The 24,167-nt window shown below is 38.9% G+C and carries 20 protein-coding genes; 10 read left to right on the top strand and 10 right to left on the bottom strand.

Going from position 1 to position 24,167, the window contains the following annotated elements:
• The 7 genes from panD to EDF66_RS03590 all read left to right on the top strand — a co-directional run bounded on the left by panD (nucleotide 1) and on the right by EDF66_RS03590 (nucleotide 8,414).
• Entirely contained in the window at nucleotides 1-369 is a 369-nt protein-coding gene (panD, locus tag EDF66_RS03620) for an aspartate 1-decarboxylase (RefSeq protein WP_132840698.1), read from the top strand.
• 388 nt (nucleotides 370-757) lie between these two features.
• On the top strand, nucleotides 758-1,897 hold the full coding sequence (locus tag EDF66_RS03615; protein WP_132840697.1) for a hypothetical protein: 1,140 nt from the start codon (nucleotides 758-760) through the stop codon (nucleotides 1,895-1,897).
• 603 nt (nucleotides 1,898-2,500) lie between these two features.
• A complete protein-coding gene (locus EDF66_RS03610; protein ID WP_207898443.1) occupies nucleotides 2,501-3,718 on the top strand; it encodes an enolase C-terminal domain-like protein in 1,218 nt (405 codons plus the stop codon).
• Nucleotides 3,719-4,340: 622 nt separating this feature from the next.
• Nucleotides 4,341-5,135 (top strand): TolB family protein, encoded by a 795-nt coding sequence (locus EDF66_RS03605; protein ID WP_165902352.1) that lies wholly within the window; start codon nucleotides 4,341-4,343, stop codon nucleotides 5,133-5,135.
• 22 nt (nucleotides 5,136-5,157) lie between these two features.
• The gene (locus tag EDF66_RS03600) at nucleotides 5,158-5,769 is read left to right on the top strand and encodes a hypothetical protein (protein ID WP_132840694.1); all 612 of its coding nucleotides are present in this window, start codon (nucleotides 5,158-5,160) and stop codon (nucleotides 5,767-5,769) included.
• Between the two features lie 43 nt (nucleotides 5,770-5,812).
• Nucleotides 5,813-7,801, top strand: coding sequence for a sensor histidine kinase (locus EDF66_RS03595; protein ID WP_132840693.1), 1,989 nt, complete (start codon nucleotides 5,813-5,815; stop codon nucleotides 7,799-7,801).
• A gap of 1 nt (nucleotide 7,802) precedes the next feature.
• The gene (locus tag EDF66_RS03590; RefSeq protein WP_132840691.1) at nucleotides 7,803-8,414 is read left to right on the top strand and encodes a response regulator transcription factor; all 612 of its coding nucleotides are present in this window, start codon (nucleotides 7,803-7,805) and stop codon (nucleotides 8,412-8,414) included.
• A 134-nt stretch (nucleotides 8,415-8,548) separates the two neighbouring features.
• Here EDF66_RS03590 and EDF66_RS03585 read toward each other — a convergent pair whose 3' ends face one another.
• The 6 genes from EDF66_RS03585 to EDF66_RS03560 all read right to left on the bottom strand — a co-directional run bounded on the left by EDF66_RS03585 (nucleotide 8,549) and on the right by EDF66_RS03560 (nucleotide 18,180).
• Nucleotides 8,549-8,797, bottom strand: a complete 249-nt coding sequence (locus tag EDF66_RS03585; RefSeq protein ID WP_021190102.1) for a hypothetical protein — start codon at nucleotides 8,795-8,797, stop codon at nucleotides 8,549-8,551.
• Nucleotides 8,798-9,382: 585 nt separating this feature from the next.
• Nucleotides 9,383-11,227, bottom strand: a complete 1,845-nt coding sequence (locus EDF66_RS03580; protein WP_132840689.1) for a RagB/SusD family nutrient uptake outer membrane protein — start codon at nucleotides 11,225-11,227, stop codon at nucleotides 9,383-9,385.
• 17 nt (nucleotides 11,228-11,244) lie between these two features.
• Nucleotides 11,245-14,673, bottom strand: coding sequence for a TonB-dependent receptor (locus tag EDF66_RS03575; protein ID WP_132840687.1), 3,429 nt, complete (start codon nucleotides 14,671-14,673; stop codon nucleotides 11,245-11,247).
• A 201-nt stretch (nucleotides 14,674-14,874) separates the two neighbouring features.
• Nucleotides 14,875-16,044 carry a FecR family protein gene (locus EDF66_RS03570; RefSeq protein WP_132840686.1) on the bottom strand — a complete coding sequence of 390 codons (1,170 nt, stop codon included), beginning with the start codon at nucleotides 16,042-16,044 and terminating at the stop codon, nucleotides 14,875-14,877.
• A gap of 178 nt (nucleotides 16,045-16,222) precedes the next feature.
• Nucleotides 16,223-16,819: an RNA polymerase sigma factor gene (locus EDF66_RS03565; protein ID WP_132840684.1), complete on the bottom strand. Its 597-nt coding sequence runs from the start codon at nucleotides 16,817-16,819 to the stop codon at nucleotides 16,223-16,225.
• 263 nt (nucleotides 16,820-17,082) lie between these two features.
• On the bottom strand, nucleotides 17,083-18,180 hold the full coding sequence (locus EDF66_RS03560) for a PAS domain-containing sensor histidine kinase (protein ID WP_132840682.1): 1,098 nt from the start codon (nucleotides 18,178-18,180) through the stop codon (nucleotides 17,083-17,085).
• Between the two features lie 441 nt (nucleotides 18,181-18,621).
• On the opposite strand from EDF66_RS03560, the gene EDF66_RS03555 reads away from it, so the two are divergent.
• From EDF66_RS03555 to gldM, 3 genes are all read left to right on the top strand, one after another.
• Nucleotides 18,622-19,302 carry a mutarotase gene (locus EDF66_RS03555; protein WP_132840680.1) on the top strand — a complete coding sequence of 227 codons (681 nt, stop codon included), beginning with the start codon at nucleotides 18,622-18,624 and terminating at the stop codon, nucleotides 19,300-19,302.
• A gap of 382 nt (nucleotides 19,303-19,684) precedes the next feature.
• Complete coding sequence (gene gldL / locus EDF66_RS03550; protein WP_132840678.1) at nucleotides 19,685-20,497, top strand: gliding motility protein GldL; 813 nt, start codon at nucleotides 19,685-19,687, stop codon at nucleotides 20,495-20,497.
• 30 nt (nucleotides 20,498-20,527) lie between these two features.
• Complete coding sequence (gene gldM / locus EDF66_RS03545) at nucleotides 20,528-22,060, top strand: gliding motility protein GldM (protein ID WP_132840677.1); 1,533 nt, start codon at nucleotides 20,528-20,530, stop codon at nucleotides 22,058-22,060.
• A gap of 233 nt (nucleotides 22,061-22,293) precedes the next feature.
• Here the strand turns inward: gldM and EDF66_RS26005 are convergent, their stop codons facing one another.
• The 4 genes from EDF66_RS26005 to EDF66_RS03530 form a co-directional block, all read right to left on the bottom strand.
• Nucleotides 22,294-22,461, bottom strand: a complete 168-nt coding sequence (locus tag EDF66_RS26005; protein WP_165902351.1) for a DUF3810 domain-containing protein — start codon at nucleotides 22,459-22,461, stop codon at nucleotides 22,294-22,296.
• Nucleotides 22,448-22,741, bottom strand: coding sequence for a hypothetical protein (locus EDF66_RS03540; RefSeq protein WP_132840675.1), 294 nt, complete (start codon nucleotides 22,739-22,741; stop codon nucleotides 22,448-22,450). Before EDF66_RS03540 ends, EDF66_RS26005 begins: the two co-directional genes overlap by 14 nt.
• A gap of 102 nt (nucleotides 22,742-22,843) precedes the next feature.
• Nucleotides 22,844-23,314 (bottom strand): DUF5675 family protein, encoded by a 471-nt coding sequence (locus EDF66_RS03535; RefSeq protein WP_207898441.1) that lies wholly within the window; start codon nucleotides 23,312-23,314, stop codon nucleotides 22,844-22,846.
• A gap of 6 nt (nucleotides 23,315-23,320) precedes the next feature.
• Nucleotides 23,321-23,953: a hypothetical protein gene (locus EDF66_RS03530; protein ID WP_132840673.1), complete on the bottom strand. Its 633-nt coding sequence runs from the start codon at nucleotides 23,951-23,953 to the stop codon at nucleotides 23,321-23,323.
• Nucleotides 23,954-24,167 lie beyond the last annotated feature (214 nt).

Genomic DNA, 24,167 nt, shown 5'->3' with positions numbered 1-24,167 from the left:
ATGGAAGTAACACTATTAAAAGCTAAAATACATACCGTAACTGTGACAGAAGCAAACGTCGCCTATAATGGTTCAATTACCATTGATGCCGACCTATTGGATGCTGCAGGAATAAAAAAATATGAACAAGTATATATCAACAACGCTATAAATGGGAGCAGAATAATGACTTACGTATTACCCGGAAAAAGAGGCAGTGGCGAGGTGTGTATGAATGGTGGAGCGGCACTTCATGCAACAGTCGGTGATACAGTCCATATATTATCTTTTGTAAGGATGTCTGCTGAAGAAGCTGATCATTATCAACCCGTATTAGTGTTCACCGAAGGCAATAACCAGATCAAATCCATAGAGAAATATCAATATTAATTACTGAAAACTTTGCAATAGACAATATGAGTAAACCATTGGTAATAAAGCGCATCTATTGCTAGAGTAACAGATATTTGACATGTTATCTTGTCTGTTTTCACTATATTAGTTTTTAAAACCAATATTTAAGGTGTTAAAACTCGAGTTTTTACCCAGGTTATTAATGGAGACATAGACCAATTTTCTGGTGATTTCATCCTAATAATCTGCTATATATACTGAGAGTAATTCCTTAAAGAATTTATGTTGGGCCTTGAAAAATAAAAATGGGAGAACTTGATATCACAATTTGTGATATCAAGTCGCATAGCATGCAGGTCTATTCCGAATTCGGAGTTCTCCTGTTAAATGCCCCAAAGCCTGCAGTTGCAGCTAATGAAATATGATGAAAAATAGTGAACAGAAATTATACAGTGCAAAGAGTTTCGCAAACCTTTTAAAACAACAGATAGCTTCGACTTTGAATGAAGCATCGATGGTCAACGAAAAAAGTAAGCTCGTTGACTTCATGCTAGAAAAAGAAGACCGTAAATTGACGGCAAAAACTTTCTTCGTTGTCACCCTTGCACTTGGACTCGACTTGGCTGCTATATGCAATCAGTTTTTTAAGAATTTTCCAGCAACTAGGTTGCAATCTTCAACCAATGAGTTCGATAAGCTATTTGAGATATTTTTTAACACAAAACAAGATCTAGCTGCTGCAACAGGCTTAAACGAATCAAGAATAAACAATTTACTTAAAAAATCTTTGGATGATGCTTATGCTTATGAGCTATGTTCGCTAGCTATAGCGTTCGGACTAGCACCACACACACTCTTTGAATATTGCTTTGGCGGTAAAAAAGAAAGATTTGTTCTTAAACTAGAACTTAGCGATGCTGAGACTAGCGCCAGTGAAGATGAAATATCTATGGCTCAAAAGACAGATGTAATTCCTTTTGCTGCAGGAACTAAACATCCGGTTAATATACAAAGAAAACATCAGCGAGACATGTTTGACTATTTTGTAAAACACACAGATTACTTTATAAAACCACGTACTTCTGCAGAAATTGTCCGAGATCTTAAAACCACCTATAACATTTATATCAGTCAAACAAACATTTATGCATATCTGAAAAAATATACAGATTATGAACTGGCAAAGACTAGAATCAATGATATAACTCCACTTGGAACTATTTCTAAACGATCGCAGATGGCCTTTGTTAAAATTAAAAAAGAACCTGCCAAGTACCATATTAAAGAATACCAAGAGGACAATCAATTTCTCAAAAAAAATATCAGTGAAATTCTTGATATTAAAAATAAAGCTAAAGAAAAAGAAGAAACTGATGCCATAAATAAATTATATGATATCATTACAACTAATCCTGGTAAACGTCTACCCTTTTATTTAACCATATTTGACATCAAAGTCAGGAAATTGGAACACCGATTACAAAAATTAAAAGACGAAGGCAGAATTGAATATCGTGGTAAAGGTAAAGCAGGAGGCTATTGGATCTCTAGCACGGAAGACTAAGTTTTTAAAAATTATCTCGCCATATTCCTCTCGAGAGCGAACATCGCTGATTAATAAGATTATTTCGCTCTGCTAACACTACAAACAATAGTACTTTGTGCCACAAACTGTAGCACAAATACCGATGGTACGGAACCTATTAACCCTCTAACTATCTAACCTCCTCTCCTACTAACTACCTAACCAACTCACCCTCTAACCAACTCACCTCTTCACCTACTAACTATCTAACCAACTCACCTACTAACTTTTCAACCTCTAACTACCTAACCAACTCACCATCTAACCTCTTCACCAACTCACCTTAGCTAAAAATGATACGATTTGGAAATCGATTGAAACAAATGTGCTATAATGATTTTTATATTTTGATGTAACTTTCAAAAAATACGATGATACTTTAATTGAATCGTTTATCGTATTAAAAAGAGCTGATAAACTTAAATGGTTCTGGTCATTGCTTCAGGTATAGTACTGCTTTTATTGCTAGCCCATTTCGTTTTACGATGTCTCGATGAACCGATCAGGAAGCGGTTGAGTCAGGGTAAAAATAATCGTATAAGAATTATTGGTTAGTTAATTAAAATCAAAAATAAACCAAATATGAAAAGAAGAACATTTTTACAGGCCTTAAACCTAGGTATCGCCTCTGCAACGCTGTACAATGGAGCAGGACAAGCCATGACGCTGACCTCTCTCCTGGACAATAAAATACAGAATAAAGAATTGGCCTATCATCGTATCCAGGAAATCAAGTATTCCACTGTTCAGATGAAATACCCCCGGCTTGTCGGAAAAAATGCACGTCTTGACCTTCATGGATATGGCCCCAATGTCGAGATCTGCTGTATCACAACAGACAAAGGTGCGATGGGATGGGCCTCACTCCGCGGATCAAGAAGAGATGCAGAGCAGATCGCAAAAGAATTGCTTGGTAAAAAAGTATCGGAGGTTTTTGCAGCTGATATCGGAACTTTAGAAGCTAGACATATCCCTTTTGATATGGCTCTCCATGATCTCGCGGGTATTATATTGCAGAAACCGGTTTATGAATTACTAGGAAGAAAAACACCTTATCTGACCGATTACTATAGTGGTATGATCTACTTTGATGATCTCGAGCCCTTGGAAAAGCCTGCAGGTATCGACCGTATACTCGAAGAATGTCGGTATGATTACGAAGTCGGATATCGACAGTTCAAACTCAAAATCGGTAGAGGTCATAAATGGATGCCCTATAAAGAAGGCCTACAGCGTGATATCGATGTTACCAATGCCGTCGCAAAAGCTTTTCCAGATTGCGGTATTTTAGTGGATGGCAACAACGGTTTCTCCGTTGACCAATTTATCCAGTATCTAGAAGGAATTCCCTCAGTAAAGCTATTCTGGATAGAAGAACCCTTCCATGAAACCGTTGCTGATTATCAAAAATTGAGAAGTTATATAAAAAAAACAGGCAGAATTACCTTATTGGCAGATGGTGAAGCCGATCCGGATCCAAAGCTTTTACAAGAGCTTTTTGAAAAGAAACTATTGGATGTACATCTAACCGATATCGAAGGTCTCGGTTTTACAAACTGGAGAAAGCTGATGCCCGAATTGAAGAAATTGGGTGTGCAGGCATCGCCTCATGCATGGGGATCCCTACTCAAGACATACTATACGGCACATCTCACAGGCGGACTGGGAAATACAGTCACTATAGAAGGAGTAACGAGCACATCGGAAGATGTTGATCTTTCGGGGTATAAGGTCCAAAATGGTCAATTAATACCACCCACTACAGCGGGTTTTGGTATGCCTCTCCTGAAAAAGATCTAAGAAACACGTTCGTACAATTAGATTTTGTTTTCACAACTAAGTCGGTCATTACCTATTAAAAAGCCAGTACAAGAAAAAGCAACAAATCCACCTGCTCACCAGACTTAATACGCAGTTGAGTAGGCCTGTTTATCTAGAAATTTTAATGCTTTACAAGAGCAAAAGCTGTTTGGTTTACCAATCGGCTTTTGCTTTTTAATTAGCAAAAATTGAAAAAGTTGCTCGTCCAACCCTTGAAGAGATAAAATATGAACTTTAAAGCCCTCCAAGCTTTATGGAAATAATTCCAACCAACGATATCCCCAATTTAAAATCCTTGTTTTCGTGGATTGACCAGTAAGCACACAGCCATTAAATTTGTTAGAGAAAAAGGTAAAACGCACATAAGAAGAAACTGGTGATTATTATATCGCACTAAGTAAACTAATTAATCAACAAATTTAAAAGGATGAAAAAGACAAATTTATTACTGATAGCAGTATATCTGGTACTGCTAACTGCCTGTTCAAAGGATAATAACGGGCCAGATGGTGTTGACAATGGCTACCCTTCCGCGTTAAAAGGAACAATATATTACGACTGGGCAACCGAAGGAATCCTCAAAGTGAGTTTACCCGATGCGGTGGGATCCACCTTTATTCCCGATAACTCCAAACTCAACAACTTCGACATTTCAAGAGATGGCAAATACAAGCTTACGGTCGTAAATGAGCAGACGTTGGGCAAATACCCCATACGCTTTACCCTAAGTGATATAGCGAATGGCAGTATAGTTGAGGAATTTGTATACCAGAGCCCGGGACTGAATGCATACTGTAAGGGATATCTTTCGCCCGACAATAGTCATATTGCTGTGCTTTCGAAAGATAAAGCAGACGGTATCACGATTCTAAAACGAAATGGCGACTTCGTTGTCCGTATCTACAACATCAACGGGGATGAACTGGGTTTTAATGACCAGCGTTTATGGCTGCCTGGCAATGCGCTTTTGGTTACGCATAAGAACTATATCATACGCTTGACCCCACCCTATACATCCGGAACTTTGCTGAAAGAGATGAAATATGACGACTGGGGCGATGTGGCAGTCAATCCCGCAGGCAACCAGCTCGCTGTACGCATTGCAAACCATGTTTATACCATGGATATGGATGGATCAAACTTGAAACAGGTAACCACAAGCAATTTTAAAGAAGCCGTACCCGAATTTTCGCCCGATGGAAAACACCTGCTCGTAGGCACTGAATACAGGCAGACCGGGCCATTTGGCTGGATGTGGTCATTGAAGATTATCCCTAACGATGGCAAAGAGTATAATGTGGATCCGATTGCGCCAAATACAGCCGGTGTCATACCCGTTGTTCTAAAAGGCAAAGAAAAGATTGAAACGGCAGGCGGACAGATGATCTGGCGTTAATGTATAACGTGATAAGAAAACGATGAAAACGACACATTCAACACTGCTTCTGGCATTTATGTTATTACTAACAGGCTGTGCAAAAGAGAATAATGAACAGGAGGCAAACCAAAATTTCAACGAGACCTTTGGAGGCACACCTTTTAAAGGCACGGCCACAGGCATTCGTTCCCAAAATGGGGCTGATGATTATACCTGGAAAGGTGAAGGTCGAATTGCATTGATTGAAGCCACGGCAGACTCCGTGTCGATGGTATTTATGGCCGATTTTGGTGATCTGGGAGAAATGAATTTTAAAGTGCGCGGCAAATACGATCACACTACATACCGTATGGACACAGCAGATCCAAGCATTTTCTTTCGCATTATCGACGAAAACATCACGGGTGCGATTAAGAATACGCAGCAAGAGATGTCATTCGAAGGATCCCTAAAAAAGGAAACGGCTAGCATGACCATGCGCGTGAATTTTAAAGAAGAAAACGGTCCCTTCCCTAAAGGATCGTCACTCAAGCTTACTTTTGATACGCGCCGCACGATCAATGATGGAGACGACGGAGAAGGGTGCAAGATGCGTCTGGTACCGATATGGAGTCCATCAGGAGTAACTATGGGTATGGTTCCAGATTGTTAATATGCTGATTAATCTGTAATTTCAAAAAACGATCAATTAAATAATGTACAAACCCCTGTTACTTTTTGCGTATTTCTTACTTTCCATTGCCAATACATCTGCGCAATCACCAGAGCAATTGACGCAATATAGCGATAGTCTTTACAGGCAGTTGCAGCAGATCGAAGACACCGAAGAAAAAGCATTGGCATTGTTGGATCTGAGCTTCTTTTGGTCCGATTACAATACAGAAAAAGCATTACACTACGTTTCCGCTAGCAGAAAATTGCTGGGTGATAAAGCCAATACGGACTATTACCAAGGACTGCTGAGTTTCTATCTCGGAGCTATCCAGTTTGACGTCGATCTTGCGCAAGCAAAGAAACTCTACATGCAGGCCGAAAACTTCCTCAAGGGTGATATACCAACGAAAAGCAAAATTTCTGCGACACGTTACCGAGCCCGTTTGTGGGGAAGCTATGGCGCACTTTTACAACGTGAAGGAAAAGCGCACGAGTATGTACAGGTGCTTATCGACAAAGTTATTCCCATGGCCAAGAGCATTAAAGACTCTACCCTTTTGGGTAATAATCTTCAGAATGTCGCGATGGCTTTGATGAATCTACAGGAATACAGTAAAGCCGAGCAATATTACAACAATGCCTTGACCTTACTGCACGACAGGAATGCAGCGGCCGAGCAACGCTTTACTCTCTTTGTTAATGCAGCACGCAACGCATTGCTCAATAATAAATATACACATTCCCGAATCTTTTTGGACAGTGCTTCCCATACCGCAAAATCAGTATCAGCTTCTTCCTACCTCCCAACCTATTACAGCGTAGAAGGAAGCTATTGGGAAAAACAACGAGATTTCGACCTTGCCCATATTTATTTCGAAAAAGCACTGCTGGGCGCAAAAGAGCAGCGTAACAGCGATATGGTTGCCTCTATACTATTCAGCCAATCCGCGGCATTTCAAACAGCAAACAAGCCCGCATCAGCGATGAAGAAACTGCGTGAAGTGCTTCCCTACATCGAAAAAAATCCATCGTTGAAGAATAAAGAAATGGTGTATTATAATCTAGCAACTACTGCGGTACAGCTAGGCGCCTATCAGGAGGCTGTAAAATGGTTTGAAAAACATAAAATTGTACTCGATACCCTTCTAGCAGATAAAGGCACAGCGCTCACGCTGGAACTGGAAAAGAAGTATCAGACCAGTGAGAAAGAAAATGAACTCCTCCGCGTAAAAGCAGTCCATCAGCAGCAACAGCTTAAAATGCAGCGCACACGCCTGTTTGCCGGCATTTTCCTGCTCACGTCAATTATACTAGGTATGCTCATTCTCTTTTGGTACATATCGTCCAGAAACAGAAAAAAACTAGCGTCACAACGGGAAAAACTTAACCTCTTCAACGCCATGGTTCAAGGACAAGAGAGAGAACGTAGCCGTATAGCACGCGATCTACATGACGGTCTAGGCGGTATGCTAGCCAGCGTAAAGCTCAAATTGTCAGCTGTTGCAAATAGAGAGGCGAAAGTACAGCCACAAACAGATTCAGCAATGGATTTATATACAATTATCAATCAAATGGACGATTCGGTGAATGAACTTCGACGAATAGCCCGAAATATGATGCCCGAGTCTTTATTGTACATGGGGCTGGAAGTATCCCTACGCGATCTATGCAATGCGATGAACCAGCCACAGCTAAAGATAGATTTTCAAGCCACTAATTTGCAGTCAGATTATCCACAGTCTTTTCTGATTGCTGTATATCGTATCGTGCAGGAACTGCTCACCAATGCGCTAAAACACAGCGGTGCAACCCAGATCTGGGTGCAATGTTCAGAGGCAGATCATTATTTTTATATCACCGTAGAAGATAACGGCAAGGGATTTGATCCGTCTATGCAGGACCCCACAAAGGGAGGGATAGGATTATCTAATATCCGTAACCGGGTAGAGATTTTAAATGGCCACTTAGAAATTGATGCTGCCATAGGTAAAGGCGCATCATTTCACATTCAATTTGAACTAATCAAATAATATGCTTTCAGTAATTATCATCGATGATCATCCACTCGTACTCAACGGCTTCGAGTTTATCTTGAAAAACACTTCGACAATCAAACTACGCGGTTCATTTAACAGCGCGGAAGACGCTTTCGAATTTTTAGCAACCGAAGCCGTAGATGTGGTTCTTATGGACATCAATATGCCCGAGATGAATGGTATCAATGCAACAGAAATCATCAAAAAAAAATATCCAGAGACCCAGATCATTGCGATCAGCAACCACAACGAAGAAAGCATCGCATTACGTATGTTAAAAGCCGGAGCAATGGGATATCTGCTAAAAAATGTATCTACCGACGAATTGATCGAAGGAATAAAGGCTGTGGTAAGGGGCGAGCAGGTGCTAAGCAAGGAGATGAGCTTTATCTTAAGCAATAAGAAAGACCACATACCATCCGTTAGCCAACGCGAGCGCGAGGTGCTCAAGCTGATGGCCCAGGGGCATACTACAGCAAAAATCGGAGAACAGATGTTTATCAGTCCATTAACAGTCGAAAGCCATCGCAGAAATTTGCTACAGAAATTTGGGGTAGTCAATACAGCCTCCCTAATTCATAAAGCCACAGAGATGAAGTTCATCTAGATTACAGTAGTTTCTTTCCTGTACTAGCATTCACAAAATTAATGGTACGAAATACAATAAAAAAGCCGACAGGATTTCTCCTCATCGGCTCTTATAATTAAATAAGTATATTTTTTGTTTTTTGCTTCTCGATCCTAATCCGGCAAAGTAACCTTCCCGATAAAAGGGTATTCCTCTACTGTATCAATCGCTTCCGAAATTTGGTAGCACAGCTGATAGGTATCCTGAAGGTTTTCCGAAAATTGAAAAAACTGATCTTTTTTTACTTTTTCAAAGATCCAGATCGGATCCAAAGGATTTGAATTGTACTTCGTAATAATTGCAGTATATCCATTTTTTTGAGCTTCTACAAGTCTCTCTTTTGTAATATTTGCTAATTCCATATTAAACTAATGTACAAAAAATAATTTTAAGCATTTTATTAAAAACGGGTAAAAAACACTTAAAAATCAAAAAAAACATGTGTTTTAATCCAAAAAAGCATCTATTTAGGATAAAAAAATAAAATTCCCAATGTAACAAAAGGTCTAACCTACTAACCAACTCACCTTCTAACCTTGCAATACTACAATCTAAAAACTATAAAGTAACAAGTGACCAGTAACGGAGTAACAATAGGTCTAACCACCTCACTTTCTAACCTTATGTAATTACTAACCACCTCACCTTCTAGCTTTCTAACCTTGCAATTACTACAATCTAAATACGATGAAGTAACATGTGACCAGTAACGGAGTAACATAAAGTCTGACCAACTCCCCCTTTAGGTTTCTAACCATCTAACCTTGTCTAATTACAAAATACCATGATCTAATTACTATAAAAAACAACGCCTAGAATAAACCCTAAGCGTTGTTGTTATAATTAGGTCTTAGAAAGACTAATTTAACGATCTAACCTTATAGAAACTAAAAAATTAACCAAAAGGTATAACCTTCCACTTCTTAATCCTCTCATTGATAACACTTCTACCAACCCGGGTTTTGGACCAGATTTTTAGATTTTTGAATTTCTGTAAAAGGAATCGGGTAGAGATACATTTTCTTATTGAAAACTCGCGTTTCGAACTTGGTACGTTTAAAAAAGTTAGCATAATCTCCTGCCATATCCATTCCATAAAAATCGCCACCTTGTCTAGCCTCTTCTTTTTCTGCTATCATCCATCTCCGTACATCGAAATAACGCTGACCTTCTGTTGCCAGTTCAATCCGGCTTTCGCGCTGTATGGCTAGACGTTGCAGTTCTTGATTACCCGCTATTGCAGGATTAAGTACTTGAAGATTTGGAATTCCAGCTCGCTCACGAATTAAATTAACATATTTCAAAATATCAGGATTCGAGGGATCTGTTTCATTGAGCGCTTCTGCATAAAGTAAATAAAACTCCGCCAATCTAAATATAATAGACGGTCTAAATACATTAGCTACGCCAGGACTGGTTTTATGCACCCTCCGATTAAAGCGTTTATAAAGCAGATATCCGTTAGGAGAAACCTGCGAAGTTGGTCCAACGCGATCATTTGCCGAACCCATATGGAACTGAATGACTTTATTGGAAATATGCCACTTTCGTCCAGCAAAGAAAACAGTATTGTAAAATCGAGGCTCCCTATTGATATACATATTAAAAACTTCCGCTCCGTTAAACTGTGAAAATCCGGATTCCGAATAACCCTGAGATTTAGAGAGAAATTTGGTATCTTTTATAGGCAATCCATCTTTCATATAAAAATCATCGATCAACTCTTGCATAACCCCGGTGGCACCAAGCCCATTTGGTTCACTCTTAGGGGTTGCTCTTCTTTCGAAACGGTCACCGTCCATACCGCCCCAGCCCGTATTGGGTGTAGCCCATATGATTTCGGGATTGTAAACTTGAAAAAGCTCATAAACTGAGGCTTCAGGGTCTAACACTCCGGCCTTGTATACTTTATAAAGTTGATGATAGCTCGCAGCATAGTCTATAAAATCTTTTAAAACTGTCACAGCCTTAGTCCATTTTTTAGCGTCATAGGATGGAAATAAAGTTTGTCCATCCGCATTTTTTAACGCTACAGCTTCCGGATAACCGCCATTTAAAAGTGGTGAAGCCGTATGCATCCAAAGTTTAGCACGTACAGCGAGCGCTACTCCTTTAGTTGGGAGTGCCTTAAAATTATCATCATCATAGGGTATTTGATTTAGATCTTGGATAGATTTCTGAAGCTCGCCATCTATAAAAGCTACAACTTCGTCCACGCTCTTACGCGGGACATCGATATCTTCCTGATCTGTATAAGAACGGTCTAGAATAGGAATAGGTCCATACTGCTCCAATAGCAGATAGTGGTAATAGGCGCGCATAAAAACGACATTCGCCTTCATTCTATTAAGCTCTTCCTGATCGAGTTGCTCGGCATCTACACCAGATGGCGGGATGGCTTTAGCATTTTCCAGAAATAAGTTGGCCTGCCTAATAAGCTGATAGACAGTAACCCAGCGATGAAACAGCATATTATTAGAATTTCTATCGGAAATCATTGCACGGGTAACATCTCCATAGTAGGGGCTAATCTCATCGGTCATACCTGTCCACGGATTATGGAGACCTGTTTGACCTCCAGCATCCCAACCTGAACGCACCATGTTGGAATAATCTGGAATTCCGACAAAAATATTGGCGTAAAAACTTCTTGCATAGCTCGGTTTATTAAATACTTCTTTTAAAGAAGTAAGTCCTCCTGCCAATTCATTAGATACATCAAGATACTTCGAACAGGAAGAAGAAATGATGATAAACAAAATAATGATGCATTTTGAAAATATATTTTTCATTGTAATAGTCATTAAAGTTAAAAGCTCAGTTCTAAGCCAAATGTGAAAGTTTTGGGAAGTGGATAATTCAATCCTGAATTTTCATTTCCTGTTTCTGGATCCCAATGTTTGATATTATCCCAAACAGCAAGGTTATTACCCATAACATAAATTCTTGCTGTACCTAATTTGTACTTATTCAAAAATTCTTTGGGTACGTTATAACCAAGCTCAAAGTTCTTAAATCTTAAAAAGGAACCACTTTTGAGCCACCATGTACTGCCAACATGATTGTTAGCAGCATTTGCACTATTCATATGTAGTCTTGGCATAGGCACATCTTGACTCGGGTTTTCAGAAGTCCATCGATCTAATGCAAAAGTGCGATAGTTTGATTGATCTACCCCTGCAGAAAACGGTGTCCATGCAGAACCTGTATTAATAGAAGTGTTTGATACGCCCTGAAAGAAAGTACTTATATAAAAGTTTTTATAGCCCAAGCTTAAACCAAAACCGTAAACGATCTCCGGAATATAAGGATGACCGACACCGCGCTTACGGTCAAATTCATTGATAATTCCATCATCGTTCAAATCCTCGTATTTAATATCTCCAGGTCCAAGCAAGCCCCCAATTGTGGGAACAGGTAGCCCTTCTTTCAATTTGTAAGAAGGTATCCCATTGCTGTTTGCCGTGATATCAAAATCATCATTGGTATAAAGCCTCTCTGCTAAATATAGGATATTTTCAGATACACGGGTTCCCGTTACGCTCATCCAGGGATAAGGTTGCGCCAACTCGTCATATTCGGTTATTTTATTTCTTGCAAAAGTGAAAGTACCTCTAGCTCCAATGTCTACAGCACCTATTTTATGACGTGCTGTTAAGCTACCATCTACTCCCCAATTTTCGACCTTACCATAATTCTGCCATGGTGCAGAGCGAAAACCTACTGTTGCTGGAACTGTTCTACGTTGCAACAATATTCCTGATCTTTCGGTATCAAAATAATCAACCGTCAATTCTATTTGATTGTTGAAAAAAGAAGCATCAATACCATAATTCAGCTTATCCTCAATCTCCCAACCGATATAAGGTGCTTCAAATCTATTTTCGGCAATACCAGCTCCCAGCCCATTACTGCCTCCTCCACTGGTAATACCTTGGTTGAAGCCTCCAGCCGCCATATTAAAAGTCGGTCGGTACAAGAAGCGCTCACCACCGGTATTATCATTACCTGTCCGTCCTGTAGAAAATCGGAGTTTTAAACCGTTAAGATATTGTTTTAACGCTTCAGGGTAAAAAGGTTCATTGGATATCTGATAACCTAGACCTATAGCTGGAAAAAAACCAAAGCGATAACCTTTTGCAAAGGTTTCACTACCCGTATAACCAAAGTTACCTTCTATAAAGTAACGGTTATCATAACCGTAGGTAACACGACCTACAATTCCCTGCTTACGGGCAGGCAGAGGTTGCGCATTCGCATGGTTTTCTTTCTGCATATATAAGATCATAGCCCCTACCGTATGCGCCAGGAAACTTCGGCTATAATTAAAAGAAGATTCTATATAGATATTCTTTTGTGCAGTAGCACCCTGTGTTGGATCGCTGAGATCCGGACTACCGAGCACTGTTCGCTGAAAAATCAACTTTCCGTCGTCATCTCTTCCCGTAGCATAGTAACGACTGGGATCATAATTTCTTCTGAAATTATAATTGCCATTGTAGTCGTAGCTCACATTTCCTTTAAAGCTTAAACCAGGTGTAATAAAATCCAAGCTTTGTGCCAACCTTATATTAGACTGTATAGAGGAACGCCATTCTTTGGTATAACCCGAATTCATCAGCATATTATACGGGTTGCGCATATTGACATCTCTTTCTTTAGGGAAAGTAGAAAGTGTACCATCGCTGTACATCGGAGGAAAGATATAAGGAGGTGTCAATAACATCTGTCTAAAAATCGCTTGCGTTCCTGTTCCCGGATAGTTGGTCAAAAGATATTGTCCGCTCAAATCTACACTTACGGTAGTCGTCTTGGACACTTGAAGATCGATATTGCTTCTCAGATTAAAGCGTTTAACACCAATATTAGTTTTGTATCGTTCATTAGGATCATCCTTAAAAATTCCATTCTCCGAAAAATAAGCTCCTGAAACAAAATATTTGGCTTTCTCTGCACCACCACGAACATTTAAAGTATAGCGCTGATTTCCGGTATGCGGTCTAAGCAATGCGTCCATCCAGTTGGTATTGGGATAAAGATCCGCATCAGTTCCATTTCTATAATTTGCAATCAATTCATCCGTAAACATCGGTGACTGTCCATCATTTCGTAATGCCTCATTATACAAACTCAAATATTCGGCAGAGCCAACAAATTCAGGAAGGCGTGTCGGTTTCGACTGGCTATGTTCTGTCCGGAAAGTAATGACCGGTTTTTGGTCAGATCCACGTTTAGAAGTGATTAGAACAACCCCATTTGCTCCTTCAGCACCATATACTGCAGTAGCTGCCGCATCTTTAAGAATAGAAAATGTTTCAATCTCATCGGGCTCAATATCGTTGATGGAGCGGGGAACTCCGTCGACTAGAACAAGGGGAGATTTCCCTCCTGCAAAGCTGCTGATACCCCTTATCCAAAATTCTGAATTGTCATACCCCGGTTCTCCCGTTCTCTGAATAGCAATAAGTCCAGCGACCTGTCCTGCAAGATTATTACTCAGACTTCGAGTCGGAAAACGTAAGTCTTTCCCTTTCACGGTGCTCACCGAACTCACAATTGAGACTTTTTTCTGCGCACCGTATCCAACAACAACAACCTCACTCAATTGTGAATCCTCTTGTTGCAGCACTACGTCGATCTGTAATTTTCCATTAACAGGTAACTCCTGCGTTTTATAGCCGACAAATCTAAAAACCAGTGTTTGATCTTTAATTGGCAATTCAATCGCATATTTCCCTTCTTCATCGGTAGATGTCATGATTTCAGAATTCTTTTCCATGACAGTCACACCTGATAAAAGAAGTCCCTTGCTGTCTTTAACAGTTCCCGTAATGGTCTTTGTTTGCAAATTTATCTTTAACGATCTATTTTTCTGCGCCTTTGCCTTGATTACAAAGGTGTTTCCATTCAGGACATAATCCAAATTCTGGTCCGGTAAAATTTGATCTAAAACTGTCTGGACCGTTTGATTTACGAAATCAACCCGTAATGACTTTGCATGTCGCAATTGCTCGGATTTGCACACGACATCGTAGCTGGTCTGTCTTTTGATCTGTTCAAAAACTTCTTTTAAACTCACATTTTTGTGCTTCATCGTAATTCGTTGCGCATAGGTAGATGCACTGACTTGAACCAGCGTGACTAAAATAAGGAATGCTGTAATACGCATAACTCTAATAATTTGTGACAGTACCCTAAAGTTGGGCACAACTGTCTTGTAAAAAGCATAATATTTCATACTTTTGAGTTGGTTTAGGTTAGTTTAATTCATTGTAGGATTTTTTTACCGACCTTTTGTCGGTCAAGTTGACCTGAACTTCACGCGAAAGTGTATCGAGCACTTTCGCGTTTGTTTTAACAAGACAACTCCAGCTCATGTTAACCAGATCGTATCATGCTCTTCATTTTTTATGATTTTATCTCTTATATAATTTCTACCTTAAGATTTAAGCTTTTTAACAAAAATAGTTCGTCCCTTAATTTCAAAATTTATTCCTCCCGTGAGTTCCACATTTTCAAGTACTTTGATTACGTTTTCAAATCGTGATACAGAACCCCAAAATTTTTCATTTTGATCTATTCCTTCAAATACAACATCGACATCGTACCACCGTGCTACTTTTCGCATAATGGAGGCTATGGACTCATCACTAAAGACAAACTTTCCATTTTTCCAATCGATATAATCGTCTGGATCCACCTTTTCCATGCTCATCGCATCAGAAGTTACAATTGACTGTTGTCCAGGATATAGCATAAGAGATTGAAAAGATTTCTCCGATTTAGAATCAATTCGTACACTTCCTTCTAGCAGCGTTGTTTTGACAGCAAGCTCATCATCGTAAGCATTAATATTAAAATGCGTGCCGAGCACCGTTACTTTCTGACCGCTACTTTGCACAACAAATGGCCGAGCAGCATCTGCAGTCACTTCGAAATAAGCTTCCCCTTTTAAGCTAACGCTCCGACTATTATTTGCAAATCGAACTGGAAAATCTAATTTAGAATCCGCATTAAGCCAAACCTTTGTGCCGTCCGGAAGTGTAATCTGATAGGTACCACCCCTTGGTGTTGTTAGAGAAAGTAAAGAAGAGGGTGTTTTTACTATGATTGAGGAACCATCGGCATACCGAATGTGATCTCCCTGAGCTGTGATACCACTAATTTTATCATTTAATTTATAAAGGGTTCCATCCTCTAGCGTAATGGTGGCTTGATTTGTCCCAGGCAAGATATCATTGATCTTTGGATTAACGGTTTGTTTATCCATTAGATCGAGCTTGTTCCAATAGAAAAAACTACATATCCCAAATACAAGCATTACTGCTGCAGCGAGAAAAGGATAAAGCTGACGTATTCGTTTCTTTTTATTGATTTTAACCGAGATCTGCTGTCCAATAATAAGGTCGACATTAGCTATGGTCTTTGCCATTGCTTCCTCATCTATAGCGCTAGGTTCTTCACTCAGTTTCTGTCTGATCAGATCTTCCAGTTGCTGATCATATAATTCCTCACCAAAATACTGTATTAACTGATCGTATTCAAGTTTGTTAATCGATCCATCGATAAACTTTTGAAAGAGGTAATATATTGAAGGGCTATTTTTCACAGGCTTGGTTTATGATATTACGAAGTAACAGGTAAAACCAATAGCTCTGAATTATAAAATTTTAAAAATAAAACATAAAATATTCATTAACAGCAATATAATTTAAAAATATAGACGTTAATAATCAGCGATTTCCAGATGAATTATAAATCGTGATGCAACCTATCTTCTACTCACACTAAACACCTTCCATCAATACCGTGCACATCAACAGAGAAATGATCGGAAGAGATTTGTTATAGTTTTCAAAAATAAATTTATTCGCTTTAGTGATATGATCATTTACTGCAGCTTCGGATATTTGTAGGAATTTGCTAACTTCAGCATAACTTTTACCTTCCAATTTGCATAGTTTGAAGACAAGCATGCGGCGCTCGGGAAGTTTTTCAATGGTTCGCATCAATTCTTCGTCAGCACGTATTTGTTCTTGTAAAGTCTCAGTAGTATAGAGCGCAGACACATTTTCCCAAAGTTTATTAACCAGTTCTCTATCGCTGGCAACTTTCCGGTAATAGTCGTTTACGAGGTTTATGGCAATGCGGTAAAGATAAGCCTGAAAAGATTTATCTGGATCAATACGACTTCTATTTTGCCAAACGCGGACGAAGAGCTCCTGTAAAGTTTCTTCAACTTGATCCCAGGATTTTAATAATTTAAAAAGATTAGCCGCAAGACGGGTTTTATAGGAATTGTATAAAATTTCAAAAGCAGAGGCATCTCCATCTCGCAATCTTTGGAGGAGCAGATGTTCATTAAGATCTAATAATTGGGTCATCGATGCCAACAAATTGAATTTAGCTACTTCAAGTGTATACGCTTAGGTCATAAATACTTGATAGTTTAATAAACTTAATCAAAAATATCCCACCTAAAGTTTACAAATGCTAAATATATGTTTATAAATGATAACCTGCAAATTAACTTATCTAAATTGCTGGGAATCCCTTCGCACGATGTATAAGAACTACTTATCAATCACAAACAGTAACACAGTGACAGAGATCCGACGATCTAACCCTCTCACCTTCTCACCCCCACCTAGCAATCCTCAACACTTTGCGGAAAAAATAATCGAACCACTGTTCCTTTTCCTATAGCACTTGAAAGGTTGATAGTACCACCCATAAATTCCATTAGATCTTTTACCAATGATAATCCAATTCCTGACCCTACTATATGTGAAGAATTGGTACCCCGAACTTCCATGAGTAATACTTTGGTTAATTCATCTTCAGGAATACCAATTCCATTATCCTCAAAAATGTAGACAATACCTTGATCTGTCTCTTCACTATCAATATGCAGATATGCCCCTTTACTATTGGCAAATTTCACAGCATTACCAATTAGATTAACAAAAATCTGATATACCGCACCACTGTCTGCATTTAAAGAATACAGATGTCCTAACTGAAATTCGATCTGTTGTTCTGGAAAATTCAGCTTCACTTCATTAATCCATTCTCCGATCCTTTTATCGATCTCGACACAATCAGACATATTTTTTGATCCACGTACTTTATTGAGCTGCAAAGTCTGGTTGATGATGGATTCAATATTCTGTATCGATTCAGAGAAGTTTTTATACCATCGTTTAGCCACCTCAACTGAAAGATCTTCATTTTTAAGCAGAAAATCATTTCCCATCTTTAAAACAGATAATGGATTTTTCAGATCGTGCGATAAGGTACTGGCCAAACGGTCCAATTTATAACTTAATGAAAGCTCCTCACGCTGTCTTTCCATTCGGTTATTAGCCAATTTTCTTTCAGTCACATCACTTGCCGTGTGCAGGATAGCGTAAGTCTCTCCCTTCTCATCAAGTATCGCTTTATACTCAAAGTCGAAATAACGTTTGATTTTTCTGTCTCCCACCACAATATTGGCGGCGACTTCCGTGGCATTATAAGTAATCCCTGTCTTCCATACATTTTTAAGAATAGAACAAAAACCTTCCTGTACAAAATTTGGGAAACAGGCGCATAAGGTTCTTCCAATGATGGAATCATCAGCACACCAAATATCCAGCATACCCTGATTAGCATAAGCAATATTCAGATCACCGTTATCGTAGATAGCCGTTGCTTGAGGGGAATCATTAAGAATTGCTAATATTAAACTATCATGAGCGATCATGGATACACTTATAAGATTAAGTAAAAGTTGAAAGCATGGTAAACAAATATATGCTTTGCATTTGCTAAATATAGTAACAATTTCATTTTATTGCGTGACATATCACTGATAAAAAACGAATTTTCACGTATACCGACAAAAGTACAGCGATCTATTTTAAATAAAAACAGTCGTATTTTAAGGAAGAATTATATAAGAATTTCAGTAGCAAAAAATTGGCTTTTAGCTAAAAAATTAAATATAGTTTATAAAAACGTCGCTCATCATTGATGAGTCTTAATTTAAACCTATATAACGATTTTTTGGATTAAATACTACGGCTAATCTGCTTTGAGACTTTTCATTTCCTATACTTAGATACCATTTGTTGTTCACAATATTATAAAAAAAACCATCAAAACGGCTATCTTAGAGTAGCATTTACAAATTTACATCTTACACATGAACCTAACCAATCACTATAATAACATGTATCATACTGCTATAACGAAAATCCGCAGTGGGGAAATATTGACTGATAGCTTAATTCATGATATAGATGATACCCGACGGGGTCTGACGGTTATTATTAGACCTAGTGAAAATATCAAAGAAAAAATTCATTATTTTCAAGAACGTATGCGTCATATTGATAACACTCCGTATTATCAACCAGTTACAGATATGCATATTACTGTTTTATCAATTATCTCATGCACCCAAGACTTTAAATTAAATCAGATAGATATATCAAAATATATACAAATAATCAAAGAAAGTTTACATCGTATTTCCGATATAAGCATACATTTTAAAGGAGTTACAGCATCTCAGGAGGCTATACTTATTCAAGGATTTCCGATTAATAATCAATTGGAAAATTTAAGGAGCCAATTACGAGATAATTTTAATAGCTCACAACTTAGACAAAGCATAGACACTAGGTATATGTTATCTACAGCTCATATCACCACAGCACGTTTCCAAACAACATTAAAAGAGCCTGAAAAATTTTCAGACTTATTAGATTATTATAGAAATGCTGATTTTGGTTGTTTAAAAGCAAGTACAATAGAATTTGTATACAACGACTGGTATCAGAAAAAACATATTGTGAAACAGCTTTTTACAGTTAAGTTGTAAAGGCTACGCCTATATTTTTTGAAATTGCTATTTAATGTCGTAAACAATTAATTTCCTTTCTGTACAGAAAGATGAAATGGAACGATATAAGGAGAAGATTAATATAATAAGAATTTATCCATCTTTTCTACGTCATTTTTATTTCAAGATTAAATATGGTTTGATTTTTGTATTTAACAGACGCAATCTTTTCCTACCCATTCATGCACATGTAGCGCTATCTGAATAAGATCGCAAATAATATGCTGTGTGGCTCGAAAAGCAAATAATTTCTTTTGTTATATCATTTTATATTAAAAAAAGTGAAAAATACGTTTTACATAAAAAGATATCAAGAACCAAAGTAGTAATCAATTTAAATACATTTATAACAACAAAAACTATGAGTAAGAAAAAAGACAATTCGAAATGGTTAAATGTCGCCATCTCTTGGGGAGCGAGTATTGTCATCATCGGTGTACTGTTCAAGATTCTCCACATCGGCGGTTCCTATGCCAATTATATGATCGGAATCGGATTAGGAGTTGAAGCCTTCTTATTTTTTCTAATGGGTCTCAACCCTCCTGCACCAGAACCAGATTGGAGCCGCGTATATCCAGAATTGGATGAAAACTATACCGGTGAACTACCTACCAGAAGTGCAACGGTCGTGAACACACCTGCGGGACCTTCTGCTACTGTAGCTTTGGACAAAATGTTTGCAGATGCTAATATTGACGAGACAAGTATCGGCAATTTAGGAAGAGGATTACGTGATTTCAGCGAAAAAATGTCGGCGATCAATAAAATTTCAGATGTTTCTTTGGCAACAGAAGATTTCACACAAAAGCTGAAACTGGCAACATCCAAATTTGACAGCATGAGTGTTGCTTTTGAGCAGGCTTCTGCTAATTTGGTACAGATGTCCAATTCATCCGCAGATACTGCCAGCTACCACGAACAGGTGAATAAGCTGACAACAAACCTGCAACAATTGAATGGTATGTACGAGCGTGAACTACAGGATTCTGCTACGCACTTAAAATCGATGAACCAATTTTATGAAAATTTAAGTTATACGATGCAAAACTTCAATGAGTCATTGGATGATTCTAAAGCATTCAAAGAAGAAGTTGGCAAGCTGGCAAAAAACCTAAACGCTTTAAATGCGATCTATGGCAATATGTTGAGTGCAATGAACCAACCACGTGTTTAATTCATCCATGTATAATCTAAATCAATAAAAATGGCATTAGGAAGAGAGACACCAAGACAGAGAATGATCAGCATTCTTTATCTGGTACTACTTGCATTACTTGCATTGAATGTGCCCGATACGATCTTGGATGCATTTAAAAACATCAACAATAGCCTCGAATCATCTCGCTCAAATGTCAACACTGCCGTACAGCAATTGTTCTCGGCATTTGAAAGCACCAAATTAAAGGAAGAGCCTGCTCGTGCAAAACCGATCTACGATAAAGCTAAAAAAGCACAGGCGATCATCGGAGAACTGAACACCTATATCAGCTCACTAAAAGAAGATTTTACCAAGCAAGGTGGCGGTATTGATCCTGAAAAGGGAGATCTTGTTAAAAGAGAAAACGAAGATATTTCGCCGAATCTGATGATCAATGAGAAAAAAGGAACCGTCTTAAAGGATAAGATCAATGAAACAAGAGCTAAGCTCCTAGCTTTATTGACCCCAGAAGAACAAAAAAGTGTTTCCTTTTCATTGGAAGCAAAGGATCCTGAAAAATCTGTCAACGGCAAGAAAAGCTGGGAAGAAATCAATTTCGGAAGTGGTACACCACTAACAGCCGCGATGACTATTTTGACCAAAATCCAGACCGATGCTCAAAATGCGGAATCGGATATGGTAAAATTGATCCTAGGCAAAATGGATCAGGCAGTAGTTAATCTGGATAAATTTGCGGCAGTAGCTGTTGCTCCGACCTCCTATTTGGTACAGGGACAACCCTATAAAGCAGAAGTATTTTTAACCGCTTCAGATTCTAAATCACAACCAGCCATCAGTGTCAATGGTTCTCCATTACAGATTGTTGATGGAAAAGGAGTGTATAATGTATCAACAAGCAAGGAAGGTATCTTCTCTTGGACCGGAGTTGTGCAGGTGAAACAAACGGATGGTTCGATGAAGGAATACCGTACAGCGACACAGACCTATCAGGTGGCACGCCCTTCGGCAGTAGTATCACCGGATAAGATGAATGTACTATACATCGGTGTTGATAACCCATTATCCGTTTCTGCTGCAGGAACACCAACAGATAAGGTAAAAGTTAGCATGACAGGCGGTAGCCTTTCAGGATCAGGCGGTAAGTACAATGCCCGTGTTTCCTCACCAGGTACTGCACGCATTTCTATTAGTGCTGAAGTAGCACCGGGCAAAATGCAGACCTTGAGTACCACGGAATTCCGTGTTAAACGTATTCCAGATCCAATTGCAAAATTTGCAGGAAAAACAGGTGGCAGTATGGCTACCGTGGCGTTGAAAGCACAAAATGCGATCTTTGCGAAACTGGACAACTTTGACTTTGATGCGAACTTTAAGGTGACTAAATTTACAATGATCATTGCAAAACCACGTGCTGATGCCATTGTGCTATCCACTTCAGGCGGTCAATTAAGTTCAAGCATGGCATCTGCCTTGAACGGTATCACACCGGGCACCCGTGTTATCTTTGATAACATTGTCGCTGTCGGTCCAGATGGAACATCAAGACAGTTAAATGCAGTAGCATTAACTGCGAACTAAAGAAACTAATACCTACCTATTTACACATGGCCTTCTCCTTAATCGGGGGAGGCTTTTTTATGATAATCATTTACCGCTTGATAGTATCAAATGATACTATCCGAACACGAACTATTTCAAAAAAAGGCTGTAACTTTTTACAGTTGCAGCCTTTTCTATTGTAAGGTGTAAAGAAACATTAAGAGATATTTCTAGAGTATAAAAAGTAATACTACACCTTCACTATCAACATTCTACTTTCTTTTCCTTAGCTTCCCTAATAGTCTACTCGTCACAAAACTCACCACTGTCCCAACCGCAGCGAGGAGTGCTGTCTGAAAAAGATCACCAAAGGAGAAACTTGCCCATATGGAGCAGATAGTTCCCCCTAGTGCCGAAATCCGGATATCATTCAGTTTCATCCAAGATCTCCTTTCCAGTTTCCAGGTCATATTTTACGATGCGATCTGGAGGTTTTATAGCGCCGGCACCACCTTCTACACCATGCGACAGGCCATTTGAAGGGCGTATTTGTGCATTATTTTTCGCTTCTACTTCTTCCTCTTCTGCTATTACAGACTCAATAATACCCATTCCAAGTCCGATATATTTAAGGACATTCAACACTTTAGCAGGTAACTTCACTGGCGCCAGTAAGATGATCTGTATAGCACCGCTTATTTTTTTTATGATTTTTTTCATTGTTTTTTTTTAAAAGGTTAGAAAGCTAGAGGTTAGTTAGTTAGTTAGTTAGTTAGTTAAACCTTTCTCACTTACTAACCTTCTCACTCTCTAACATCATTACTAGATTACTCCGTTACTGTCTAGCATTTGGTTATCAACTTGCACACAAACTGCATCATATGCCATTTTGTCGATCAGCATTTTATATAAAGAGATATATGCTTTCCTCGATTTCCTTAGCTCATAGTCCCCATCGATCAATTCATAACTGTTACCAACCAGGATGCAACCAGAAGTATCACCAATATTATTTCCGATATGGATATAAACATAGCTATAATTCGGAATCTCTTTGATCTCGATCATACCCTGATGAAAGTCCGGAAACCGGCGTTTATACCGCGCATTCATGGCGCCATAGGTATTTAAGACCAGGGAATACCTTCCGGTGGGAATTGCCGTTTCACCTTTGATTTTCACATCGCGAATGGCATCTTCCAATACATAACACACAAATTCTCCATCGATATAGAGATGAGACAGGGTACTTTGCTTCCCCTGTCTGATTCGCTGCACCAGCACATTTCCCATACCGTTTTAGCGAGCTGTTAAACTGACCACATCACACCAATCACCGATGCCCCTTCTATTACGTGCACGCACCCTTAGGTAGTAAACATAACCGGGTTTAGTAGGCGAAAAAACATTCCCATAACTCGAACTCGCCTGAAAAGTCTCTCCCCATATCGGTTGTTCAAACTGATCAAGTTCATTCGATACCTGATACTCATACAAAATCGCTTCTTTAAGAGGCTTAAATCGGATCTGCAACTGATCACGCTGTTTTCCATCAAGTAATGCCACCTCTTTGACCACAGCAGGTACCTCTACGTTTCTAGGGTCAAGTTCCAAAATCAATCCCGAGCTCAATAAGATGGAGCGGGAGCCATCGGCAACGGTATTGACATAAAAAGCAATACTCCGTAAACTTTGGACCAACGCCTTCTTACTCTCATTCTTCTCTTCAATTTCCAAAAGACTTCCACCTCGGCTCGCTTTCTGCCACTTCAGTTTAAAATCATCAGCCTGTGTTGTCAGATCAGCTAATGGAATGGGCAAATCGGTCAAAAGTGTGTGCCCATCCAAACAGTCCAGCACCTTTCCGATCATGGTATTGAATTCATGATCGCTGATTCCTGAATAGTCCAGGATTACTTTTTTCTTTCTCATATCACTTAGGTGTTATTGAGCTTCCGCTCCGTTAAAAAATTAGTTTCAGATGCACTTCCGGACGAACATCATGAAGCAAACATAGCCGAGGTGCCTGCATGAAATGGAACTTCCGGACACTAACGGACATTAACGGACGACCGAGCGGACTTCCGGACAAACAAATTCAAAAGATTTGTGAAAAAAGAACTGATTCCAGGCAATAATCAAGACA

The sequence above is a fragment of the Sphingobacterium sp. JUb20 genome (genome assembly GCF_004342035.1).
In the GTDB taxonomy this organism is placed as follows: domain Bacteria; phylum Bacteroidota; class Bacteroidia; order Sphingobacteriales; family Sphingobacteriaceae; genus Sphingobacterium; species Sphingobacterium anhuiense.
The sequence above is the reverse complement of the archived record's forward strand: the minus strand, read 5'-3'. Positions and strand labels throughout refer to the sequence as shown.

Bases quoted from the DNA above. Each gene is read 5' to 3' on its own strand.
- EDF66_RS03600 (WP_132840694.1), top strand. From the start codon at position 5,158: ATGAAAACGACACATTCAACACTGCTTCTGGCATTTATGTTATTACTA.
- EDF66_RS03565 (WP_132840684.1), bottom strand. From the start codon at position 16,819: ATGACCCAATTATTAGATCTTAATGAACATCTGCTCCTCCAAAGATTG.
- EDF66_RS03580 (WP_132840689.1), bottom strand. From the start codon at position 11,227: ATGAAAAATATATTTTCAAAATGCATCATTATTTTGTTTATCATCATT.
- EDF66_RS03615 (WP_132840697.1), top strand. From the start codon at position 758: ATGAAAAATAGTGAACAGAAATTATACAGTGCAAAGAGTTTCGCAAAC.
- gldL (WP_132840678.1), top strand. From the start codon at position 19,685: ATGAGTAAGAAAAAAGACAATTCGAAATGGTTAAATGTCGCCATCTCT.
- EDF66_RS03575 (WP_132840687.1), bottom strand. From the start codon at position 14,673: ATGAAATATTATGCTTTTTACAAGACAGTTGTGCCCAACTTTAGGGTA.
- gldM (WP_132840677.1), top strand. From the start codon at position 20,528: ATGGCATTAGGAAGAGAGACACCAAGACAGAGAATGATCAGCATTCTT.
- EDF66_RS03610 (WP_207898443.1), top strand. From the start codon at position 2,501: ATGAAAAGAAGAACATTTTTACAGGCCTTAAACCTAGGTATCGCCTCT.
- EDF66_RS03595 (WP_132840693.1), top strand. From the start codon at position 5,813: ATGTACAAACCCCTGTTACTTTTTGCGTATTTCTTACTTTCCATTGCC.
- EDF66_RS26005 (WP_165902351.1), bottom strand. From the start codon at position 22,461: ATGAAACTGAATGATATCCGGATTTCGGCACTAGGGGGAACTATCTGC.
- panD (WP_132840698.1), top strand. From the start codon at position 1: ATGGAAGTAACACTATTAAAAGCTAAAATACATACCGTAACTGTGACA.
- EDF66_RS03585 (WP_021190102.1), bottom strand. From the start codon at position 8,797: ATGGAATTAGCAAATATTACAAAAGAGAGACTTGTAGAAGCTCAAAAA.
- EDF66_RS03560 (WP_132840682.1), bottom strand. From the start codon at position 18,180: ATGATCGCTCATGATAGTTTAATATTAGCAATTCTTAATGATTCCCCT.
- EDF66_RS03555 (WP_132840680.1), top strand. From the start codon at position 18,622: ATGAACCTAACCAATCACTATAATAACATGTATCATACTGCTATAACG.
- EDF66_RS03540 (WP_132840675.1), bottom strand. From the start codon at position 22,741: ATGAAAAAAATCATAAAAAAAATAAGCGGTGCTATACAGATCATCTTA.
- EDF66_RS03535 (WP_207898441.1), bottom strand. From the start codon at position 23,314: ATGGGAAATGTGCTGGTGCAGCGAATCAGACAGGGGAAGCAAAGTACC.
- EDF66_RS03530 (WP_132840673.1), bottom strand. From the start codon at position 23,953: ATGAGAAAGAAAAAAGTAATCCTGGACTATTCAGGAATCAGCGATCAT.
- EDF66_RS03590 (WP_132840691.1), top strand. From the start codon at position 7,803: ATGCTTTCAGTAATTATCATCGATGATCATCCACTCGTACTCAACGGC.